Annotated in this window: 19 protein-coding genes; 8 read left to right on the forward strand and 11 right to left on the reverse strand. The window is 65.6% G+C overall.

Annotated elements, in window-relative coordinates; genetic code table 11:
* Nucleotides 1-3: 3 nt before the first annotated feature.
* A complete protein-coding gene (locus ACFWPH_RS28995) occupies nucleotides 4-1,212 on the reverse strand; it encodes a hypothetical protein (protein ID WP_378755347.1) in 1,209 nt (402 codons plus the stop codon).
* Nucleotides 1,213-1,399: 187 nt separating this feature from the next.
* On the opposite strand from ACFWPH_RS28995, the gene ACFWPH_RS29000 reads away from it, so the two are divergent.
* Together ACFWPH_RS29000 and ACFWPH_RS29005 are read left to right on the forward strand one after the other, a co-directional pair.
* Nucleotides 1,400-1,975 carry a TerD family protein gene (locus ACFWPH_RS29000; protein WP_378755348.1) on the forward strand — a complete coding sequence of 192 codons (576 nt, stop codon included), beginning with the start codon at nucleotides 1,400-1,402 and terminating at the stop codon, nucleotides 1,973-1,975.
* Between the two features lie 229 nt (nucleotides 1,976-2,204).
* Complete coding sequence (locus tag ACFWPH_RS29005) at nucleotides 2,205-3,314, forward strand: DUF475 domain-containing protein (RefSeq protein WP_378755349.1); 1,110 nt, start codon at nucleotides 2,205-2,207, stop codon at nucleotides 3,312-3,314.
* Nucleotides 3,315-3,397: 83 nt separating this feature from the next.
* Here the strand turns inward: ACFWPH_RS29005 and ACFWPH_RS29010 are convergent, their stop codons facing one another.
* From ACFWPH_RS29010 to ACFWPH_RS29030, 5 genes are all read right to left on the reverse strand, one after another.
* A complete protein-coding gene (locus tag ACFWPH_RS29010; RefSeq protein WP_378755350.1) occupies nucleotides 3,398-5,554 on the reverse strand; it encodes a copper-translocating P-type ATPase in 2,157 nt (718 codons plus the stop codon).
* Nucleotides 5,555-5,723: 169 nt separating this feature from the next.
* Nucleotides 5,724-7,019: an MFS transporter gene (locus ACFWPH_RS29015; RefSeq protein WP_378755352.1), complete on the reverse strand. Its 1,296-nt coding sequence runs from the start codon at nucleotides 7,017-7,019 to the stop codon at nucleotides 5,724-5,726.
* Nucleotides 7,016-8,143 (reverse strand): PLP-dependent cysteine synthase family protein, encoded by a 1,128-nt coding sequence (locus tag ACFWPH_RS29020; protein WP_378755353.1) that lies wholly within the window; start codon nucleotides 8,141-8,143, stop codon nucleotides 7,016-7,018. The genes ACFWPH_RS29015 and ACFWPH_RS29020 overlap by 4 nt, the downstream gene beginning before the upstream one ends.
* A 105-nt stretch (nucleotides 8,144-8,248) precedes the next feature.
* A complete protein-coding gene (locus tag ACFWPH_RS29025; protein WP_378755354.1) occupies nucleotides 8,249-8,653 on the reverse strand; it encodes a hypothetical protein in 405 nt (134 codons plus the stop codon).
* 387 nt (nucleotides 8,654-9,040) lie between these two features.
* Nucleotides 9,041-9,247, reverse strand: coding sequence for a heavy-metal-associated domain-containing protein (locus ACFWPH_RS29030; RefSeq protein WP_378755355.1), 207 nt, complete (start codon nucleotides 9,245-9,247; stop codon nucleotides 9,041-9,043).
* A 188-nt stretch (nucleotides 9,248-9,435) separates the two neighbouring features.
* Here ACFWPH_RS29030 and ACFWPH_RS29035 point away from each other — a divergent pair, with 188 nt between their 5' ends.
* Nucleotides 9,436-9,864, forward strand: a complete 429-nt coding sequence (locus tag ACFWPH_RS29035) for a transcriptional regulator (protein WP_378755356.1) — start codon at nucleotides 9,436-9,438, stop codon at nucleotides 9,862-9,864.
* A gap of 384 nt (nucleotides 9,865-10,248) precedes the next feature.
* Here ACFWPH_RS29035 and ACFWPH_RS29040 read toward each other — a convergent pair whose 3' ends face one another.
* Complete coding sequence (locus ACFWPH_RS29040; RefSeq protein ID WP_378755357.1) at nucleotides 10,249-10,890, reverse strand: TetR/AcrR family transcriptional regulator; 642 nt, start codon at nucleotides 10,888-10,890, stop codon at nucleotides 10,249-10,251.
* Between the two features lie 188 nt (nucleotides 10,891-11,078).
* On the opposite strand from ACFWPH_RS29040, the gene ACFWPH_RS29045 reads away from it, so the two are divergent.
* The 5 genes from ACFWPH_RS29045 to ACFWPH_RS29065 all read left to right on the forward strand — a co-directional run bounded on the left by ACFWPH_RS29045 (nucleotide 11,079) and on the right by ACFWPH_RS29065 (nucleotide 16,502).
* A complete protein-coding gene (locus ACFWPH_RS29045) occupies nucleotides 11,079-11,948 on the forward strand; it encodes an alpha/beta fold hydrolase (protein ID WP_378755358.1) in 870 nt (289 codons plus the stop codon).
* Nucleotides 11,945-12,973, forward strand: a complete 1,029-nt coding sequence (locus ACFWPH_RS29050; RefSeq protein WP_378755359.1) for a VOC family protein — start codon at nucleotides 11,945-11,947, stop codon at nucleotides 12,971-12,973. The genes ACFWPH_RS29045 and ACFWPH_RS29050 overlap by 4 nt, the downstream gene beginning before the upstream one ends.
* Nucleotides 12,970-14,703, forward strand: coding sequence for a bifunctional 3-(3-hydroxy-phenyl)propionate/3-hydroxycinnamic acid hydroxylase (locus ACFWPH_RS29055; protein WP_378755360.1), 1,734 nt, complete (start codon nucleotides 12,970-12,972; stop codon nucleotides 14,701-14,703). The genes ACFWPH_RS29050 and ACFWPH_RS29055 overlap by 4 nt, the downstream gene beginning before the upstream one ends.
* Nucleotides 14,704-14,755: 52 nt before the next feature.
* A complete protein-coding gene (locus ACFWPH_RS29060) occupies nucleotides 14,756-15,895 on the forward strand; it encodes an amidohydrolase family protein (RefSeq protein WP_378755361.1) in 1,140 nt (379 codons plus the stop codon).
* A gap of 166 nt (nucleotides 15,896-16,061) precedes the next feature.
* A complete protein-coding gene (locus ACFWPH_RS29065; RefSeq protein WP_378755362.1) occupies nucleotides 16,062-16,502 on the forward strand; it encodes a hypothetical protein in 441 nt (146 codons plus the stop codon).
* Between the two features lie 114 nt (nucleotides 16,503-16,616).
* Here ACFWPH_RS29065 and dnaB read toward each other — a convergent pair whose 3' ends face one another.
* The 4 genes from dnaB to ACFWPH_RS29085 all read right to left on the reverse strand — a co-directional run bounded on the left by dnaB (nucleotide 16,617) and on the right by ACFWPH_RS29085 (nucleotide 21,225).
* Nucleotides 16,617-19,247, reverse strand: coding sequence for a replicative DNA helicase (dnaB, locus tag ACFWPH_RS29070; RefSeq protein ID WP_378755363.1), 2,631 nt, complete (start codon nucleotides 19,245-19,247; stop codon nucleotides 16,617-16,619).
* 654 nt (nucleotides 19,248-19,901) lie between these two features.
* Nucleotides 19,902-20,357, reverse strand: coding sequence for a 50S ribosomal protein L9 (rplI, locus tag ACFWPH_RS29075; protein ID WP_062978911.1), 456 nt, complete (start codon nucleotides 20,355-20,357; stop codon nucleotides 19,902-19,904).
* Nucleotides 20,358-20,375: 18 nt separating this feature from the next.
* Entirely contained in the window at nucleotides 20,376-20,627 is a 252-nt protein-coding gene (gene rpsR / locus ACFWPH_RS29080; RefSeq protein WP_033246575.1) for a 30S ribosomal protein S18, read from the reverse strand.
* A gap of 55 nt (nucleotides 20,628-20,682) precedes the next feature.
* The gene (locus tag ACFWPH_RS29085) at nucleotides 20,683-21,225 is read right to left on the reverse strand and encodes a single-stranded DNA-binding protein (RefSeq protein WP_280460461.1); all 543 of its coding nucleotides are present in this window, start codon (nucleotides 21,223-21,225) and stop codon (nucleotides 20,683-20,685) included.
* Nucleotides 21,226-21,314: the final 89 nt, after the last annotated feature.

A 21,314-nucleotide genomic window follows, 5' to 3' on the forward strand; every position in this document is an offset into this window, starting at 1 on the left:
GTCTCATCCATTCTGTCCTGGTTGTTTGCGCATTCGATCCACCACACCGGCAATGAATTCGGTGATGGTGTCGAGTTCGTTCACATACGCCCAATAATCGGGGTGCCGCCCGGTCAGCGATCCGGTGACCCGGTCGATCCGCTCGACCTGGGCGTCCAGTACCGAACCCCATTCGGCGACCAATCCCCGTGAAACTGCCAGCATCTGCGCGTCCCGGAGCCGGAACCGCACAGCCTCCGCGCGTTGGCGCGGATCGTCGCGGACCGTGCGCAACTCGGTCAGCCGTTTGGTGACGGCATCGACGAGTTGTTCGGCGTCGGCGAGATGACCGCGCGCAGTTGTGGTCAGGTCAAGGGCCAGCTCCGGGTTGTGCTCGGCCGCGGCGGTGCGGGCGCCGGCGAGGGCACTGTCCGCCGCGGTGATATGACGCTCACTTGCGCGCTCATTGTCGGCCAGATCAGCCGAACTCGCAGCATTGAACTCGCGCAACAGGGCAGAGTACGCGGGCCCGAGACGTTCCGCACGGGTGCGCACCGCGGCGATCCGGGTGGTGACCGAGGCGATCGCGTTGCGCGCGGCGCCGGCCCGAGATGGCGCCTGGGCCAAAGCTTCCGACAACTCCGCCGTCGCGGCGTCCAACTGGTTCGCCGTCGCCCGCACCCGGCCTCGTTCGCCCGCCGGCACGGCCTCCAATGTGACCATTGCCTCATCGATGCGCGCGGCCGCGGACCGCACCGACGGATAGCCGGCGTATTCCGATTCCGCCGCCTGTCCGCGCACCCGCGCCGCCTCGGTGGTGACGTGCGCGACCAGTTCCGGTACCGCACCACGCACCGCGACCGCTTCGTCGAGCCGGGCGCGTTCACCGTGATAGAACCGGTCCACCTCGCGGGCCGCCGCGTGCAGCTGCCGGACCACGGTATCCAGCCGCTGCTGCCGGTCCGGAATCCCGGCGCCGGACTGTTCGGCCCGGCCGATCTCGTCGGTCAGCGCGAGATAGGCCTCACCGGCGGCGTAGCACTGCTGCCGCACCGGCGCCCAGCGCCGGCCGAGTTCCCGTTCCGGGAAGATCTCCTCGGAGGCGATGGTGGCGGTATCCGCGGCCGATTGGCGGCGGTCCATATCCAGGAACGCCGCCGTCAGCGCGGATCGCGCCTGTTCGAACCACGGATCCTCCCCCGACCGGAACCATCCACGCCTACGGCCTGCCACAGACCCGATGGTATGAGATTGCCGGCCCGGGCGTAGCGACGGCCGATAACGCAGGTGCAAGAGGGCTTCCGAGCTCGGATGGGCGCATGACGCTACGCAAGTTCGCCGAAAACCACTACTGTCGTTTTCGTACCCGGCGATTTCGGACATGCTGGGAATCGCAGACAACTACGAAAGGGAATCCCGCATGGGTGTCAGTTTGTCCAAGGGCGGCAACGTCTCGCTGAGCAAGGCAGCTCCGGGGCTCACCGCGGTAGCCGTCGGCCTGGGCTGGGATGTGCGCACCACCACGGGCACGGACTTCGACCTCGACGCCAGCGCGATCGCCACCGGAGCCGACAAGAAGGTCGTGTCCGATAAGCACTTCGTGTTCTTCAACAACCTGAAGTCGCCCGAGGGCAGCATCGAGCACATCGGCGACAACACCACCGGTGAGGGCGAGGGCGACGACGAGGTCATCAACGTCGACCTGGCGAATACCCCGCCGTCCATCGAAAGCATCTTCTTCCCGGTCTCGATCTACGAAGCCGACGGCCGCCAGCAGTCCTTCGGCCAGGTCCGCAACGCCTACATCCGCGTCGTGAACCAGGCCAACAACGAAGAGCTGGCCCGCTACGACCTGTCCGAGGACGCCTCCACCGAAACCGCCATGGTGTTCGGTGAGCTGTACCGCAACGGTGCCGAATGGAAGTTCCGCGCCATCGGCCAGGGTTACGCCTCCGGCCTGGCCGGGATCGCCCGCGACTACGGTGTCAACGTCTGACGATCCACACCTCCGGGTAGCGTGAGGGGGTCCGGTAACGGGCCCCCTCGTTTTCGGCCTCCCCACCGGAGCGGAGGGGACAAATTGGACAAATAGGCGGTCGGCGGCAACGCTGGTAACCAGGCGGCAATACCGGTGACCACGAGTGCTCCGTCATCGCCGCACAGGTTTCTCGTTCACGGCCGGGATACCGACCGCAGTCCGGCCACCGCACACGAAAGGTCCCAGCGTGGTCCTGCGAATATTCGGTTTATCCCTGGTCGTCACAGTGCTGTCATTGGGGGTGGCGTTCCTCTACGGCGGCCCCACCGCCCTGGTACTGTGCATCCTCCTCGCCATCCTCGAGATCTCCCTCTCGTTCGACAATGCCGTGATCAACGCCACCATCTTGGAAAAGATGAGTGAGTTCTGGCAGAAGATCTTCCTCACCATCGGCATCCTGATCGCCGTCTTCGGTATGCGGCTGATCTTCCCGCTGGCGATTGTCTGGGTGACCGCGGGACTGAACCCGGTCCAAGCCTTCGACCTGGCCCTCAACCCGCCGGCCGACGACGCCGCCTACTTCCCCGACGGCAGCCCCAGCTACGAAACCCTGCTCACCGACGCCCACCCGCAGATCGCGGCGTTCGGTGGCATGTTCCTGGCAATGCTGTTCCTGAACTTCATCCTCGCCGAACGCGAACTGACCTGGCTGACCTGGCTGGAACGCCCGCTGGCCAAGGTCGGCAAACTCGATATGGCCGCCGTCGTCGTCGCCGGTATCGGCCTGATCCTGGTCGCCGAATTCCTCGCCGAGGCCGACGACCGCTCCACCGTGCTGCTGGCCGGCCTGATCGGCATGGTCGTCTACATCGCCGTCAACGGGCTCGGCAACATGTTCCATGTCGAAGAGCACGCCGAAGAAGCCACGGGTGGGCCGTCCACCCTCGCGAAGGCAACCGGTAAGGCCGGATTCTTCCTGTTCCTCTACCTGGAAGTCCTGGACGCCTCGTTCTCGTTCGACGGTGTGATCGGTGCGTTCGCCATCACCTCGGATCCGATCATCATCGCCCTGGGCCTGGGCCTCATCGGCGCGATGTTCGTCCGGTCGATCACGATCTACCTGGTGCGCAAGGGCACACTGAGTGAGTACGTCTTCCTCGAGCACGGCGCCCACTGGGCGATCGGCGCGCTGGCACTGATCCTGATGGTCTCGATCGGCGTGCACGTCAACGAGATCGTCACCGGCCTCATCGGTGTCGCGTTCATCGGTGCCGCGGTGATCTCCAGCATCCGCCGCAACCGCAACGAAGGCGAATCGGAGAAGACGCTGACCTCGGAGCCCACTCCGGTCGCCTGACCCGGCAACCGAGTAGCAGAAGCGGGAGCGGACCATACGGTCCGCTCCCGCTCTCCTTTTCACAGGCACCCCGGCTCTCTTCTTCACATGGCCACCCCGGCCGGGACGTCCTGATCGCGCGGGCCGGCCAGGTGGGCGGGGTCGAGATCGAGGTTGCGCAGCAGTTGGGCGTTGAGCGCGACGACGATCGTGGACACCGACATGAGCACCGCGGCGACGGCGGGAGAGATCGCGATACCGGCGAAGGCCAGCACACCCGCTGCCAGCGGGACGGCGATGATGTTGTAGCCGGTGGCCCAGAGCAGGTTCTGCCACATTTTCCGGTAACTGGCGTGGGACAGTTCGATGATCGACAGCACCGCGCGCGGGTCGTTGGCGGCGAGGACGACGCCGGCGGATTCGATGGCGACATCGGTGCCGGCGCCGATCGCCACCCCGACATCGGCGCGGGCCAGTGCGGGAGCGTCGTTGACGCCGTCACCCACCATCGCGACCTTGTGCCCGCGGTTGTGCAGTTCGGTGACCTTTGCGTCTTTGTGTTCGGGCAGCACTTCGGCGAACACCTCGTCGATACCGAGGTCGGCGGCAACGGCGTCGGCGACCTGACGGGCATCGCCGGTGATCATCGCGACCTTCACACCGCGGGCGTGCAACGCGTCGATGGCTCGGCGGGATTCTTCGCGGACGGCGTCTTCGAGGGCGACGGCGCCCAGCACCCTGTCACCCTGGACGATATGCAGCACCGAGGCGCCGCGTTGTACCCAGCCGCGGGTGACGGTGGTGACGTCGTCGGGTACCGGCACCCCGGAATCGGCGAGCATGGCCGGACCGCCGACGGTGACCTCTGTGCCGTCGACGCGGGCGCGTACCCCGCGGCCGGGCAGTGAGCGGAAGTCGCCGGCGGTCGGCTGTTCCGATGCCGGGACGCGGGCAACGGCTGCGGCCACGACGGCCCGCGCGAGGGGGTGTTCGCTATCGGCTTCGACGGCCGCGGCAAGCGCGAGCAGATGCTCTTCGCTCGTGCCGGCGGTGGCGGTGACCCCGGTGAGCTGGTGACGTCCCTGGGTCAGGGTGCCGGTTTTGTCGAACAGCACCACATCGACGGTGCGCATATGTTCGAGCGCGAGACGGTCTTTGACGAGTACCCCGGCCTTTGCGGCCCGTTCCGTGGAGATCGCGATGACCAGCGGGATCGCCAAACCCAAGGCGTGTGGGCAGGCGATGACGAGGACGGTCACCGTGCGCACCACCGCCTCGTCGAGGTTGCCGAGCAGCGCCCAGATCGCGAAGGTGAGTACGCCGGTACCGGCGGCGAAATAGAACAGGAATGCGGCGGCTTTATCCGCCAGCGCCTGGGCGCGTGAGGAAGAGGCTTGGGCGTCGGCGACCATGCGCTGGATTCCGGCCAGGGCGGTGTCTTCGCCGATCGCGGTGATCCGCACGCGCAGGGCGCTGTCGGTGGCGACGGTGCCCGCGACCACGGTCGCACCGATATCGCGGGTGACAGTCTTGGATTCGCCGGTGATCATGGATTCGTCGACCTCGGCGCGGCCGTCGGTGACCGTGCCGTCGGCGGGTACCCGCGCCCCGGCCCGCACCAGCACCAGATCATCGCGGGACAGCTCGTTCAGCGGCACCTCGTCGATACCGTCGCCGCTGATTTTCTCCGCGGTGTCGGGCAGCATCGCGGCCAGGGCGTCGAGTGCCCCGGACGCCGAACCCAGCGCCCGCATCTCCAGCCAGTGCCCCAGCAGCATGATGACGATGAGCAGGGCCAGTTCCCACCAGAAGTCCAGTTCGAACCCGCCGATCCCGAGCGTGGTGACCCAGGAGGCGACGAACGCGACCGTGATCGCCATGGCGATCAGTAGCATCATCCCGGGCCGGCGAGAACGGAGCTCGGTCCAGCCGCCGGTGAGGAACGGCATCCCGCCGTACACGAAGATCACCGTGCCCAGGACCGGCGGAATCCACGAGACGCCCGGGAAGTCCGGCAGCTGGTAGCCCAGCAGTTCGGCAACCATATGGCTGAACCCGACGACCGGCAGCGACAGGATCAGACTGACCCAGAACCGGCGGCGGAACATCTCCCCATGCCCGGCATGCCGATCGTGACCACTGCCCTCGGTCCGGCCGCCGTGCCCGGAATGACCGGCGGGCCCAGGGTGGATGTCGTGGCCGAGGTGGCTGTCGTGGCCGGCGGTGACGGAGCCGGTATGCCGGTGCTCTGGATGCGACATCGAGAAGCCTCCTGACTATTCGACCGGAGTCTGCTGCAGGGGAATCTTCCGCTTCTGGGTCGTCGTAGCGTCCTCCCACTCATCCTCCACGCCATTGCTGGCGGTGAGCCATCACAGCCCGGAACGCGAGCCAACCGTAATGCCCGCTCCCGCAGCCCAGCGGCCGAGCTCAGCGACGTATCGGGCTTGCCGGTTCGCGTCCCTTCCGGTCGATACCATCGGGCACACCGTCTCCGGCGGTCCCTTCGGGCTGTGACCGGTCGAGCCGGTACAACGCCGCCGCCGCCGCTGCCCCGATGAGACCGAGCCCGGCCCATACCGCCCAATCCGCACCGGCGGTGCGCGCGGCGCCGACGACCGCGCCGGTGGCGAGGTTGCCGGCCAAGATGCCGATACCCACGATCGTGTTGTAGAAGCCGTAGTGGGTGGCTACCAGTTTTCCGTCCGCGAGCGAGACGACGGTATCCATTTCGAAGGGGAACACCGCGGCGGTTCCGACCGCGAGCACCGCCGTGGACAGGAGCAGTGCGACGATCGCGGCGGGGACACCGAACCGCCCGGGTCCGGGTACCAGGAGCAACGGCAGGAACGCCGCCGCCAGTATCGCCATACCCACCGCCAGGCTGCGCCCGGTACCCCAGCGCGCCCGGAACCACCCGGTGATCCGCAGCTGCCCGGCCACGGCGACCACCCCGGAGACCACGAACAGCGCCGATACGAGCACTTGCGATTGCGCACCGGCCAGATATTCGGCCTGCAGCGGTAAGGCCAGATACACCTGGAACGACAGCACATACGAGCCGATCATCGTCAGCGAGAACAGCAGGAAGCGGCGGTTGGCCGCCACCGCGCGCCAGTCCTGCAGCACCGAGGTCGGTTCGGTGGCCTTCTGCTCGCGGCGCGGCGGCAGCGCGAACAGCTGCGCGACGGTCAAGGCCGCGAATACGACCGCCGCGGCCGCGGCGGTCACCCGGAAATCCAGGAACATCAATGCCAGGCCCACCAGCGGCCCGGCCAGGATGCCGGCTTGGTAGAAGATGTTGAACACCGCGAACGCTTCTACGCGCCGTTCCCCGGTATCGGCCGCCAGATAGGCGCGAACCGCCGGGTTGAACAGCGCCCCGGCGAAACCTGTTGCGGCGGAGGCGATGAGCACCCAGGGCAGCGAGGTGGCGAACACCAAAAGGGCGAACCCGCCGGTACGCAACAGACAGCCTGCGACGATCAAGGGTTTGTAACCGAGCCGGTCGGCGAGAGTGCCGCCGATGAGGAACATCCCCTGCTGGGAGAAGTTCCGCACCCCGAGTACCAGGCCGACCGCCCAGGCCGCCAAGCCCAGCGGTCCGGCGAGGTAGCCGGCCAGATACGGCATCAACATATAGAAGCCGAGGTTGATGCCGAACTGGTTGATCATCAACAGCCGCGCGGCGAGGTCGAAGCTGCGGAAGCTCCTCAGTACGGTCACGATTCGGCTCCTCCTGCCCGGTCGGTGGCGTACGGGTCGACGACGGTGGTGCAGCGGGTCCACGAGTGCACCACCCGCTGACCCGGATGCGCGATAACGTCGGGTTCGATCGGCGGATCGGTATCGAGCAGGCCGTGCTCACGGCAGTAGTCGTCGTTGTAGACGGTGTCGAAGTAGCGCTGCGGCCCGTCCGGGAACACCGCCGCGATCCGGGTACCGGCCGGCCGAGTACGTGCGACCCATCCCGCGACCAACGCCACGGCACCCACGCTCCAGCCACCGGTCGCATAATGCGTACCGGCCAGCGCCCGGCACGCCCAGACGGCCTCGGCCGGTGCCACCCAATGCACTTCACGGAACGCCGAATAGTCGACGTTGCGCGGGAAGATGCTGGACCCGAGCCCGCGCATGACCCGAGGACCGGCGGGCTGGCCGAAAATCGTGGAAGCGACCGTATCCACACCGATCAGCTGCAGGTCCGGATTGACTCGGCGCAGCACCCGCGCGACACCCGCGGAGTGACCGCCGGTGCCGACGGCGCACACCAGCACATCGATCTCGCCCAGCTGCTGTATCAGCTCCCGCCCGAGTGATTCGTATCCGTCGATATTGTCGGGATTGCTGTACTGGTCGGGGCACCAGGCCCCGGGCTCGGCCGCCATGAGTTCGGCGACCCGCTCGCGACGTGCTTGCTGCCAGCCACCGCTGGGATGCGGTTCGGCCACCAGCTCGACCCGCGCACCGTAGGAGGCGAGCAGGCGATCCACGATCGGTTCGAGTCCCGGATCGGTCACCACGGTGACGGGGTGGTGGTACACCGCCCCCGCCAGCGCCAGCCCCAGTCCGAGAGTGCCGCTGGTGGATTCGATGATGCGGGCCCCGGGCGCCAGATCTCCGCGCTGTTCAGCCCGCTGGACCATGTGCAGGGCGGGCCGGTCCTTCATCCCGCCGGGGTTGAAACCTTCGAGTTTCGCCCAGAAACCGCGACCGGCGGGCGCCAGCGGCTCCCCCACCCACAGAACGGGGGTATTGCCGACCAGCGAACTCGATTCCCGCGCCGGAGCAGGCGGGGTGAGCACAATCGAAGCAGGTTCGGCCGACTTGCCGAACACGATGTCGTTCATGATTGTCGCTTTCTGTATCCGAACCGCCCCACAGGGCGGTCGAGACGGTGAGCGGGCAGCGAACACCGGCCGACGACGGGAAGGTCTCGGCCTGGCGCTGACCGATCAGCGTCGGGAGATACAGAAATTCGCGAGAATGGCTTGCCCGTTCAACACGGGCAAGCCGCCGCCCGGTGGGCCCCGGATCCCGCGCGTACCGGCGGATACCAGGGCGAGCGCGGTGAAGAGGGCCATCCCGATCAGCACCGTCAACAGCAACTGCTGGACGGTCGCGCCGCCGGAGGGCAGCACCGATTTCTCGACGCAGTGGATCATGTGCTGATCACAGTGATCGAGGTGACCGCTCATACCGTGCAGGTGACCGGTGTAGGCGCTACCGATGGCCGCCGCGGCAACCGGACCGCTGTGCTCGTCTTCCAGATGCAGAGTGCAGTCGAGGATCGGGGCGATGAGTAGCACCGCCATCACCAGTGCCACCGATACGCGGCGCAGCCGAGCGGATATATTCACCGCGGAGCACTCGGATCCGGGCGCCTGAGGCCCTGCGTCGGTGCATCGACCCCCGGAGACCGTGCGCCGCGGTCCCGGACATGATCTTCGCGTTCACGCTGTCCATCGACGTGTACGAATTTCCCGGTCGTCACCGCACCACCTCCTTCTCTTCGCCCAATTGTTCTCGCGGCGAGGCCGTATCGGCGAAGTAAACCGCACCGGTCGCCAAACAACCTACTCGCCACACCCACCCCGACCCGCCATCCTGTGATCAGGGCCACCGGCGGCGCCGACCATGGGAAGAGCGCCCCCGGTACGCGGCGACCACTCGGCGCCGCATACCGGAGGCGGCCCGACCCCAGCGTCTCTCACGAGGCGCGGGGACCGAGCCTCGCCGGGGCTCACTCAGGCGACGACGCGGTAACCGGCAACTTCCACAGCTTTCCTGATGGCATCGCTGCCGACCGCGCCCTCTGCCTCGACGGTGACCCGGCCGGTCGCCGGATCGGCGTCGACTCGGGTGACACCGGCGAGGGCCCCCACCTCTTTCTTTACTTTGGAAGCGCAACCGCCACAGGTCATTCCGGCGACTGTGATGATCGAGGTATTCATATCGTTTCCTATCGATCTGTTGAATCCCACGGAGCCATCCGAATCCGTGACGCCCGCTCGCGGGAAGGACGCTACATAGATACAATACCCCCGTTAGGTATGCAAGGTCTACAAACGGAGTCGGGCGGTCGATGCGGACACCACCCGGCGCAACACCGTAGTGCTACATGCTGTAGTAGAAAGGGAAGGTGGCGAAACGTCCTTCAGCACGAACAATGGCGCCGTGGGCTGCTTTGACCTCGGCGGCGATCGGGTGCGTCGCGATAGGCGCATGGCAGTGGGACCAGCTCGAGAGCGCAAGCGGTGTCGACCAGAACGCCGGCTATGTGCTGCTATGGCCGGTATTCGGCGCATTCCTGTTCACCGCCGGCCTGACCTGGCGACGACTACAACGAGCAGCTACCGGCTCCGCCCACACCACGGCAGCTCGTCTCGAAACCCTGGCGACCCGGGAGCTGCCGCCCGGACTGCTACCCGGCCGCGCCACGACGCTCCCGGAAACCGATGACGCGACCGCCCGCTACAACGCATACCTCGCCACCCTGAACGATCGCGATCTGCGACAACAGCTCCGCGCGGCCGGGCTCGACAACCCCGGCCGGAGCCGTCGCGATTGACGACCGATCGCGGAACCCCCGATCGGTCACCGGAACCGCCGCTGTAGGGTCCAAAAACCCGTGACATCCCACAGCGCCGCCACCTGCAGCTTTCCAAGTTGCCTCATGACCTGGCCACCATCGTCTGTCTCGAGAATCTGACATTTTCCAGAGGGAGGAGTTGCTCAGCGTCTCGCGCGCTCATGTCCAGGTATGGCAGAACGAGGCGCTCGCGGTCAGTGAGTTGGTCGTGCATCCTCGCAGCTTGGTCGCCGACGACGACCTCGTCGTATGACCGTTGCGGGGCGGGGTCGAGTGCGTCTACATCCGTCATGGCCGAAACGACCCGGAGCTGCACCGTTGGCCGATGTCGCCCGAGGGGCCGACAGGGACTCGTGTCGGCAGTCAAGCGACCTGGGGCAGTTCCGGTAGCGGTTGGGAGATCAGCCGTTGCGCGGTGCGCTTGTTCATGCCGAACATTCGCAGCATGCGGTAGGTCATCTCGTCGGAGAGGGCGTCGGCGTCGGCCGCGGGGCGGGCATCGAGCAACTGGAGCAGGCCGAGTAGAGCGCCGCCGGCGGCCATGACGGCCATATCCGGATCCATCGGCTCGAACCGTCCGCTTTCTTGGGCGGCGAGGATATCGCGGCGCGCTCTCGGGGCCAGGCCTTCGTCGCGAAGCATGATCGAGATTCCGCTGTTGAGTACGACGCGGACCATCTCCGGGATCTGGCGTTGCAGGCGGCCGGTCATGCGAAAGCTGACGGCGAACACTTCGGCCGGGTCGTCGTAGAGGGCCACGATCGCGTCGCGCATCTCGCTGTAGGCCTGGAGTGCGGATCGAACGGCCTCGTCGAACAGCTGATCTTTCGAGTCGAAGTGGTTGTAGAACGAGCCGAAGCCGACGTCGGCGGCATCGGTGATCTCCTGGATGCTCACCGCGGAACGTCCTTCGGACAGGAACTTGCGCGCGGCGCCCAGCAGGGCATTGCGGGTGCGCTCGCGGCGCCGATCGGCGCGGGTGCGCACCTCGGGTTCGGCAGTCATCGGCCCCTCCACCTCGGATCGTCACCGCGATCGTAACTGACGAAACCATCAGACACGATTTCGCCACCAAGACGATCCGATGACAGCGGACGGTAGCGGGCAGCGTTTTTGATTATTTCATCATTTCTTCTTGACAAAGGATTCGATCTGGACTGATGATTTCATCATTAACTCCAGTGGAGGTGGCCGTGACAAGCACAGACAATGGCGTCGAGGCCGGACGGACGGTCCGGGTCGGCGACCGCGACATCTTCTTCACCGAATCGGGCTCCGGGCCGGTGGTCGTGCTGCTGCACGGCGGCGGGCCCGGAGCCTCAGGCCTGTCGAACTATTCCCGCAATATCGAGGCGCTCGCCGTCCGATTCCGGGTGATCGTGCCGGACATGCCCGGCTATGGTCGGTCGACCAAACGGATCGATCAGTCCGATCCGTTTGGTGACCTTGCGGCTGCGATCGGCGGTTTGCTCGATGCCCTCGAGATCGAGTCGGCACATCTGGTCGGCAATTCCTACGGTGGTGCCGCGGCGCTGCGGCTGGCCATGGATCGCCCGGAGAAGGTCGGGAAGCTGATCCTCATGGGTCCCGGTGGTATCGGAACCACCAGGGCACTGCCCACGAAGGGTTTGCAATCGCTGTTGTCCTACTACGGCGGAAGCGGGCCCAGCCGAGTCGAGCTGGCCGACTTCATCCGCGAATACTTGGTCTTCGACGCCAGTGCGGTAACCGAAGAGATGATCGACACCCGGTACCAGGCCAGTCTCGACCCTGAGGTGATGGCGAACCCGCCGCTGCGGCGGCCCTCGGGTCCGTCCGCGCCGAAGACGCTGTGGCGGATGGACTTGACCAGGGATCCGCGACTGGCGAAGGTCACTCATCCGACGCTGGTGCTTTGGGGTGCGGACGACAAGGTGAACCGCCCGGCCGGGGCGCGGATGCTCGCCGAGCGGATGCCGAACTGCGATATCTACCTGCCCGCGCAGACCGGGCACTGGGTGCAGTGGGAACGGTCGGAGCTGTTCAACTCCCTCGCGGCAGCCTTCTTGGAGCCCACGTCGTGACCGGCTTCCTGCACCCGAATTGCGACGGCTCGGTGTTCGGTGCTGTGCACCTGGGATACCTGGCAGTGCAGTCGCGCAGACTCGCCGAATGGCACCGGTTCGGTGCGCTGGCGATCGGCTTGCACGTAGACGAACTCGACGCCGATACGCTGCGATTCCGGCTAGATGATCGAGCGTGCCGCTTCCTGATCCAGCGTAGCCCGGCCGAGGATGTGACCGCGCTGGGCTGGCAGGTCGACGACCACGAAACCTTCGACCGGATTCTGGCCCGCGTCAGCGACCGTGGGGTGCCGATCGAGGAAGGAACCGCTGAACAGGCGGCCCTGCGCGGTGTGGAGCGGTTGTGGCGGTTTCCCGGTCCGAAGGGGATCGCGACCGAGATCTTCACGACCGCGGTGACCACCGCCGAACCGTTGCGGATGCTCAGTTCCGGCTGGGTGACCGGCGAGGCGGGGATGGGGCATGTGGCGATCGTGTCCCGGGAGCCGGAGTCGATGCACGGCTATTACCGCACACTGTTCGATTCGCGGTTGTCGGATCTCATCGACGAGAACGTCTCCGGGCTGAAGATGAAGATCCGATTTCTGCGGGTCAACGAACGCCACCACTCGATCGCGGTCGCCAATATCCGCGGCATCAAGATCGATCCGATCCGTACCCGGGTGCAGCACGTCAATATTCAATCCGCGACGCTCGACGATATGCTCGCCGCCTTTGGACGAGTCACCGACCTCGGATTCCGGATGGCGTGGTCGGTCGGCCAGCACACCAACGATCGCGAACTCTCCTTCTACTGCGTCACCCCCTCGGGGTTCGAACTCGAAGTCGGCTGGAACCCACTCGTGCTCACCCCCGACGTCGAAGCCGCGTGGAAGCCGGTCACCCATCAGGGCATCAGCATCTGGGGCCATCACACCGTGTCGGAGACCGTGCTGGACAAACTCGCGCGAGCCCGGACCGTCGCACGCCGGCTCCGTGCCCCGGAGATCACGATCCCGGCACTGACGGAAAGCCTGCCCCGATGAGCGGAATCGACTACGAGGTGGTCATCGTCGGTCTCGGCCCCACCGGCCTGACCCTCGCCAACCTGCTCGGACGCCGCGGAGTGCGTGTGCTGGTCCTCGAACGCGAACCGGTGTACTACGGGCTGGCACGCGCGGTCTACACAGACGACGAATGCCTGCGAATCTTTCAAACGGCCGAACTCGCCGACGAACTCGCCGCCGATATGAACGTCGACTCGACCGTCCAATGGGTCCGCGGCAACGGGAAGGTCCTCGCCCGGTTCAACGAGACCGAACAACCGTTGAGCTGGCCGGTATCGAACTTCCTCTACCAGCCCTACCTGGAGACCTCCCTGGAACGCGCGCTGGCACGCTACCCGCACGTCACGGTGCGCCGCGGCCGGGCGGTCACCGACTTCGACCAGGACAGCGCACTGGTCAGCGTCGAACACGCCGAATGCCCCGGCTCCGGCTACGGCAAACGGGAAGCCACAACCGACCCCCGTACCGCCGAACGGGTGCGCGCAAGATTCCTCGTCGGCTGCGACGGCGGCCGCAGCGTCGTGCGGACCCGGCTCGGCATCGAGATGTCGGGCACCAGCTTCCCCGAACGCTGGCTCGTCGTCGATCTGAAAGCACGCGACGGTGTCGACGCGTTCCGGCATCTGCCGTATTTCGACTTCGTCTGCGAGCCCGAACTACCGATCGTGTCGTGCCCGCAGCCGGGCGGACATCATCGTTTCGAGTTCATGCTGCGCGCCGAACAGTCCAAAGAGGAGATGGAGGACCCGGACACCGTGCGACGCCACATCTCCCGCTACGTCGACCCCGACGAGGTCGAGGTCCTGCGCAAGCTCGTTTACACGTTCAATGCCGTGGTCGCCGACCGCTGGCGCGACGGCCGGATCCTGATCGCTGGGGACGCGGCGCACATGACCCCGCAGTTCATCGGCCAGGGCATGAACTCCGGGGTCCGCGACGCCGACAATTTGTCCTGGAAGCTCACCGCGATTCTGCGCCACGGCGCCGCGCCGGCGATCCTGGACAGCTACGAAAGCGAACGCCGGCCACACGCGAAGGCCATGATCGACTTATCGGTGGTCAACAAGAACATCGTCTCTGTCGACAAACCTGCTCTGGCGAAAGCGCGCGATATCGGGCTGATGACGGCGATCCGGGTGCCGGGCCTCGGCGGTTGGATCAAGGGCGCGAAGATGAAACCCCGCCCGCGCTTCCGCCGCAACGCCTACCTCGGGCTACCCCGCCCGATCCTGCGCGGTGTCGCGGGCACGCTGGCCCCACAGCCCGAGGTCCGCACCTACTACGGCCGCCACCAGCGACTCGACGATGCCCTGGGTATCGGGTTTGCAGTCCTCGGTTACGGCGCCGACCCCCGCCGTGCGCTGTCCGCCGCCGACCTCGCCACGCTGCGCGCGCTGGAGGCCACATTCGTCACCGTCTACCCCCTCGGCGGGCGGCCACAAGGAAAGCCGGGGGATGGGCGCGACGATATCGTCGATGTCGAAGACCACACCGGTACGTTGACCGGATGGTTCCGCAAAGCGCGGATCGGCCCCGGCGGCCTGGTCCTATTGCGTCCGGACCGGTTCGTCTTCGGCACCGCGGCGAGCGCGGACAGCGCGCCACTGATCGCGCAGTTGCGTCACCAGCTGGGTCTCTCTCCGCAGTTGGTCCCGTCGGTGGCGCAACTACCCGCAGAACAATCCGGTATTGCTGCGGTCTCCGACTGAACCCGCTGACCTCGATTGTGACTTGTTGTCCGACACCAGAAAGTTGGCCTTGATGAGCAACCCTCGCTCCGCTGGTTCGACAAGCCGGCGGCGTCTACTCGGCGGCGCGGCTGCCGGAACCGTGGGCATCGCCGCACTGGCGGCATCGGGCCTCGGCGTCCCGGAAGCGCAGGCGCGCCTGCGTCGACAGTCCCCGCCGCCGACCGGCTCCTACCGAATAGACCTGCATGCTCACTTCTTGCCGCCGGACTACCGCGCGTCGCTGATCGAACACGGGCACTTCACCATCGGCGGCTACCCGACCCCGAACTGGTCACCGGAGGAAGCCCTCGGGTTCATGGACTACTACGGCATCCAGGCCCAGGCCCTCTCGGTCTCCGATCCCGGAGTGTCCTATCTGCGGGGCCGGGAGGCCAACGATATGGCGCGCTACTGCAACACCTACGCCGCCGACCTGTTCAAGAAGTTTTCTACGCGTTTCGGTGCGTTCGCCGTGCTACCGATGCCGGATGTCCCCGCCTCCATCGAGGAGGCGATTTTCGCCTTGGATACCCTGCGTCTCGATGGGGTGGTGCTGCTGTCCGCCTACGACGGCATCTACCTGGGCGACCCGCGGTTCGAACCGCTGATGGTTGCGCTGAACCAGCGCAAAGCCTATGTGTTCGTGCACCCCGCCGCGATCCCCGCAGGGGCGAAACCTGAACTGCCGCTGCCGGATTTCCTGGAAGAATTCACCTTCGACACCACACGCGCAGCAACTCTGATGGTCGCCACCGGAATGACTCAACGGTATCCCGACATCCGTTTCCAGCTCGCCCACGCCGGTGGCACCCTGCCGTTCTTGTCCCACCGAATCGGTGTCGCCTCACAGACCGCTGCCGGACAATCGTGGCCTGCCGATCTGCCCAAACCTTCGCTCCTCGATACCGAGCGGCAGATCTCGCGCTTCTACTACGACACCGCGCTGAGCGCCTCACCCGCCGCCATGGCCGCCACCCTCGCCGTGACCGGCCGCGACCACATCGTCTTCGGCTCCGACTGGCCCTTCAGCGCCTCGACCCTGCCACAGACCGGCGACAACGACCCCGCACCGCGGCTGAGCGAAATCTTCGACACAGATCAGCGCATGGAGATCGAACGCCATAACCCGCTGCGGCAGCTGCCGCGTCTGGCCGAAGCTGTCGGAGGATGAACGCTATGGGCAACGACCGTATCGACGTCCATCAGCACCTCGTCCACCGATGCATCGGGATGCACTGCGGAACCATGGCGTAGCGACGGCCGGGGGCCGGGAGGTACCCGAGTGGAGCATCGAATCCGCGCTGCAGCTGATGAGCACTGCGGGAATCGCCTCGGCGGTGCTGTCGGTGTCCACACCCGGCACCACCTTCCTGCCCGACTCCGGCGAAGCGGCGGCGCTGGCACGTGAACTGAACGACTTCTCGGCGGAGCTGGTTGCGGCACGGCCACAGCAGTTCGGGTTTTTCGCCACGCTGCCGATGCCCCTGCGGCCGCGACCGAAGCCCGCCGGGCGCTGGATGTTCTCGGCGCCGACGGAGTGGTGCTACTCGGCAATGCCCGCGGCAGCTACCTCGGTGCCGAGGCGCAGGACGAGCTGTTCGGCGTGTTGCGACGAGAACGACCGCGACACTTCACGCTCGTCATCGCACCGGAAGGCGACCTCGACAGAATCGGCACTGACCGACTCCACGGACCTGGACTCTTTCGACACCGGCAGCTCGATTCTCCGATGTAGCGATCCGAACGGTGCATCCATCCGTCTCGCGCCACCATGGTGAGGAACCGCGCTTGGAATCCCGCCGAAGGAAAGTCTCGAAGCCGTGTCACATATGACAAGCCGGCGACATTCGCTTTGAGATTGCGACACGGATTTCGAGACCGTACACCCGCGGTCAGCCGCGGGCCATATCCACGAACCGGGAGAGATGCAGCTGGTGAGCGACGGTAATAGTCGCTGTGGGGCCGTTACGGTGTTTACCGAGAATCAGGTCGGCCTCACCGCCACGCGGATCGTCCCGCTCGAACGCATCGGGCCGGTGCAACAGGATCACCATGTCCGCATCCTGTTCCAAAGACCCCGATTCGCGCAGGTCAGAGACCTGCGGGCGCTTATCCGTCCGCTGCTCCGGCCCGCGGTTCAGCTGGCTGATCGCGACCACCGGAACCTCCAGCTCCTTGGCCAGGAGTTTGAGATGCCGCGAGAATTCCGAGACTTCCTGCTGCCGCGATTCGACCTTCTTACCGGAGGTCATCAGCTGGAGATAGTCGACCACAACGAGTTTCAGATCGTGCCGCTGTTTGAGCCGCCGCGCCTTCGCCCGGATCTCCATCATCGTCAGGTTCGGTGAATCGTCCACGAACAGCGGCGCCTCACTGATCTCACTCATCCGCCGCGCCAGCTTCGTCCAGTCGTCGTCGCTCATCCGCCCCGACCGCATATCCCCGAGCTTGATCTTCGCCTCCGCCGAGAGCAGACGCATGACGATCTCGGTCCGGCTCATCTCCAGCGAGAAGATCACGCTCGCCAGCCCGTGCCGAATCGAGCAACTGCGCATGAAATCCATTCCCAGCGTCGAATTGTGGGTCGGGATCATGGATCGTCCGGCCAGGTACATATGTGCGTCGTTGTCCACCTCGACACATCGGACCGGAACGGAATCGACCCGGCGGACATCGACGATGAACCTCGAGTCAGCTCGCGACTCGCGGCCCGCACGCCGTTCCTTGTGCAGTGCTGCCTTCCGGTAGAGCCCGAAGACGACATCGTCGGTGGAAAAAGTGAGTGTGTAGGCAATAGACCGCTGCGGATTTCGGCCGGCGACAGACTTTGTCGAAACGCCACAACGATAGCCGAGACCGACCACGAGCTCGCGAACGTCGAAGAACAACCGCTCGTCGGTGACGGAAAACTGAACGCAACCACTCTGGGTCACCGTCCCGTCCGTATCGAGCAGCCCGGCCAGCATAGCGCGGCGCTGGGCTTCCGATGACCGCTGATACTCCATGGGGATGTGTTTGGAGTTGAGTACGCCGATCGTACGAAGACGCGCTTGAAGGCTGCCCACTCGGTTGCGGCACTCCTGGCACATCCGCAGACCTATCGACGGGCCGCCACAGCGAGGGCAGGTCGGCGCGGCCACCGGAGCGGAAACAAACCGTGCTCGGCCACCGCACGAACGGCCGCAGGTCCGGACCTCGCTGGTGAACGGTACGAAGGATTTGCCGCATGCGACACAGACTCGCTCAGATATCGGCTCGTCGTCCGGCAGACGCAATTGATAGCGGATTTTCGCCGTGGGGGACGGCACCGCAACGATTCCTTCCCCCTCTATACGGGCAATGATCTCGGGATCGACAGAGGTGATTTGAGCAGCAGCTGTCGTACCGTCCCCCAGCCAGGCACCGAGTGTGTACGGCGGGACGAGGAAATCCCGCTCGGGTAGCTGCAATGGCTCGGAGTTGGTCACCGAGTGGTTCAGTCTGCGGTCGGCCGTTGCACATCGGAGTGTGGCCGCGATCTCGCCGGTGGTCCGGACCTCTGCGAAAGTGCGCTGGTTACGTTGTCGGTTGCGACCGTCGGCCGCCTGTTGTGCGGAACGTCGCGACGCTCGCGTTTCGGTCAGCCACAGATGCTGTTCGTCGGCAACGATCACGGTGCCATCGGAGAACTCGACCTCGTAGCAGGGTCGATCGACCATCACTTCGGTCGCCGCGACAACCCGGGTGGGTCGGCCTTCAGCGTCGATAAGTTCATCTCCCACCTGAACCTCGCCCATGGTGGTCCAACCCGCCGGGGTCGGCACGGGCGTGTCCAGCGCCAGCGCCTTACCCACACCGGGCCTCGCCGCGACGATGATCATCTGCCCGGGATGGAGGCCGTTGGTGAGCTCGTCGAGTTCGGTGAAACCGGTGGGGACGCCCAGAGAGATACCGCCGCGGGAGGCGATCGAGTCGATTTCGTCCATGGTGGGCTGGAGGAGGTCTTCCAGCGGGAGGAAATCTTCGGAGGTCCGGCGTTCGGTGACCTCGTAGACCTCGGCCTGGGCGCGGTCGACCACCTCGGCGACATCTTGACCGTCGGCGCCGGCGTAGCCGTACTGCACGATGCGGGTACCGGCCTCGACCAGGCGGCGCAGGATCGCCTTCTCGGCGACGATTTCGGCGTAGAAGCCGGCGTTCGCGGCGGTGGGGACGGTCTGGGTCAGGGTGACCAGGTAGGGCGCGCCGCCGATTCGTTTCAGTTCGCCGCTGCGGTCCAGGCCGGCGGCGACGGTGACCGGGTCGGCCGGTTCGCCGCGACCATAGAGATCGAGGATCGCATCGTAGACGGCCTGATGGGCGGGGCGATAGAAATCGCCGGAGCGCAGCACCTCGATCACATCGGCGATGGCGTCCTTGCTGAGCAGCATGCCGCCCAGGACCGACTGTTCGGCGGCCATATCGTGCGGCGGCTGACGCCCGAAATCCTCACCGGGCGGCTCGGGTGGGAAATCCGTGTGCCCGCGGTCATCGACGACTGCCATCAGACTCGACCGTCCTCTCCTCCAGACCGGACGCACCCCTGTGCCGAATGGTTCTACCGCACGGGTCCGACAGTTTCGCCGGGGCGGGAAGTGTCTGCGACCAGTGTTCAGACATCCCAGCTATCGACCGGATAGATCCGTTCCGCCGGCTTCCGGCGGAGGCGTTGACGTGGTGCTGCGATGAACCTAGGCGAGGTTCTATCCACATGCCAAACAGCCCTGTGGATAGACCTGTGGATAACCTGGGGATAGTTCACCCCTTGTTGTGTACAACCTGTGGACAACCTGGGGAAAACGCAGGTCAGGCCGGAAAAATACCCAGCTAGACCGGGGTTTTCGGCGTCAACACAGTGTGGATAAACAAAGTGTCGGCGTGTCGGAGTTGTTGAACAGCCGGGCGTGTTGAGTTAACGGACAGGCGAACAGATATGAGCTGGGTCACAATACGTCCGGTTGGTTTTGTGATTGATCCACAGGATCCACATCCTGTGGATAACGCGGACACACCAATGACGGACCTCGACGGCGCCGCCGTGAGTGTCCATCCGTAAACAGAACCAGCTAACTGCTGGCTAACACCCCCGAGAGAAGAGCACACGACCGGAGACCACGCGGCTGCGTGATCCCCGGTCGAAGCGTGCCGATAACCGCGGCTCAGCCCGCGGCCACGACCTCCAGGGCGAATTTCGCGGCGACATCAGGGTGCAGGTGCACCGTGACCTGATGCTTACCGGTGGCCTTGATATGCGACTTCGGCAGTTCGATGCTGCGCTTGTCCAGCACCGGCCCACCGGCCGATTTGATCGCCGCGGCGATATCGGACTGGGTGACCGAGCCGAACAGCTTGCCGGTACCGGCGGTCTTGACCGACAGCGATACCGACTCCAGGTTCTCGATCGCCTGCTTCAGTTCGTTGGCATGGCCGAGATCGCGCACCCGACGGGCCTCCTGGGCCCGGCGGATTCCCTCGACCTGCTTCTCGGCACCACGGGTGGCAACGATCGCCAGCCCGCGGGGCAGCAGGTAGTTACGGCCGTAGCCGTCCTTGACCTCTACGGTATCGCCGGGAGCGCCGAGATTGTCGACGTCGGCAGTCAGGATGAGCTTCATATGCTTGACCGACCTTTCTCAGCGAGCCGTCGAAACGTAGGGCAGCAGCGCCATCTCACGCGAGTTCTTCACCGCGATGGCGATATCGCGCTGATGCTGCACGCAGTTGCCGGTGACCCGGCGGGCACGGATCTTGCCGCGCTCACTGACGTACTTGCGCAGCAGCGGCGCATCCTTGTAGTCGATATTGACAGGTCCGGTCTTGCTTTCTTTGCAGAAAGTGCAAGCCTTCTTCTTGAGCACCTTTTCGCGCGCCGGTGCCTTGGCCATTTTCGTTCACTCCGTTTTCTTGGCGACCCGCCGACGCGGGTCTGTGCGGGCCGTCTCAGAACGGCGGTTCATCGTCCATCCGGCCGCCGCCCCCGAAGGAGCCGGCCGCGGGCGCGCTACCCCACGGGTCTTCCGCTGCGCCCTGTCCGGACCGTCCACCGCCGCTGTTGCCGGCGTTGTAGTTTCCACCACCACCGCTGTTGGAACCGAATCCACCACCGCCACCGCCGCGGCTGGTCTTGTTGACCTTGGCCGTGGCGTACTTCAGCGAAGGACCGACCTCGTCGACCTCGAGCTCGACTACTGTGCGCTTCTCACCCTCACGGGTTTCGTAGGAGCGCTGCTTGAGCCGTCCACTGACGATCACCCGGGAGCCCCTGGTCAGACTTTCGGCGACATTCTCCGCCGCGTCGCGCCAGATATTGCACCGCAGGAACAGTGCCTCGCCGTCTTTCCATTCGTTGGTGTTCCGGTCGAAGATGCGGGGCGTCGAGGCGACGGTGAAATTCGCCACTGCCGCGCCCGCGGGCGTGAATCGAAGCTCGGGATCGGCCGTCAGATTTCCGATGACCGTGATGACGGTATCGCCTGCTGCCATGGTGGGTTCCTCCTGCTCGGTGTGCAGTCCGAGTGCACTCGCTGTTTGCGCTAGAGCCTAGAGACAGACTCCGACTAAACTGCGGTACC

Source organism: Nocardia sp. NPDC058499, from assembly GCF_042719915.1.
Lineage (GTDB): Bacteria > Actinomycetota > Actinomycetes > Mycobacteriales > Mycobacteriaceae > Nocardia.